Here is a 592-nt window from a genome sequence, read left to right on the forward strand (position 1 = left end):
TGCCGGTCGAACCGCTGCCGGACGTCGCGCCGGAATAGCCGCCCGACATCTGCCGATCCCTGACGCGCAGGTTGTTCTGGACATGCTTCACGCCCGAACAGCTTTCGGCCAGATCCTCGGCACGGCGCTTGGCCGAACGGCTGTCCACCGTGCCGTCCAGCGTCACCTCGCCCCCGCTGACCGAAACCTCGATGTCGGATGCGTCGATATGGCGGTCGTCCGACAAACGGTCGCTGACATCCTCGCGGATGCGGTCGTCCGAACGGCTGTAGTTCCGGGGACCCCGGCCGCTGTGGCCCGCATCCCTCTCGCGACGGCGTTGGGCATCCTCGTCGCCGAACCAGGACGCCACCTCGTCGCCTGCGCGTTCGAAGAAGCCACGGTCGTCGGATCCGCGGTAGTTGCCGTGGTCATAGCCGCGCCGGCCATAGTCGCGGTCCCCGTAATCGCGGTCCCCGTAATCCCGCGCGCCATAGGCGCCGAAGGTGCCCATGCCGCGGCCCGCCATTCCCGACCGGATCGCTTCCGAGAAATCGCCCCGGCCATAGCCGCTGTCGCGTCCGCCGCCATAACCGCGATCCTGGTCATAGGG

The 592-nt window shown here is 68.2% G+C and carries 1 protein-coding gene; it reads right to left on the bottom strand.

What is annotated here, in order from left to right; genetic code table 11:
• Positions 1-592, bottom strand: a 592-nt coding sequence (locus CK944_RS22505; RefSeq protein ID WP_146038783.1) for a BON domain-containing protein, incomplete at both ends; no start/stop codon positions are given.

The organism is Paracoccus sp. SY, assembly GCF_002901215.1.
Lineage (GTDB): Bacteria > Pseudomonadota > Alphaproteobacteria > Rhodobacterales > Rhodobacteraceae > Paracoccus > Paracoccus acridae.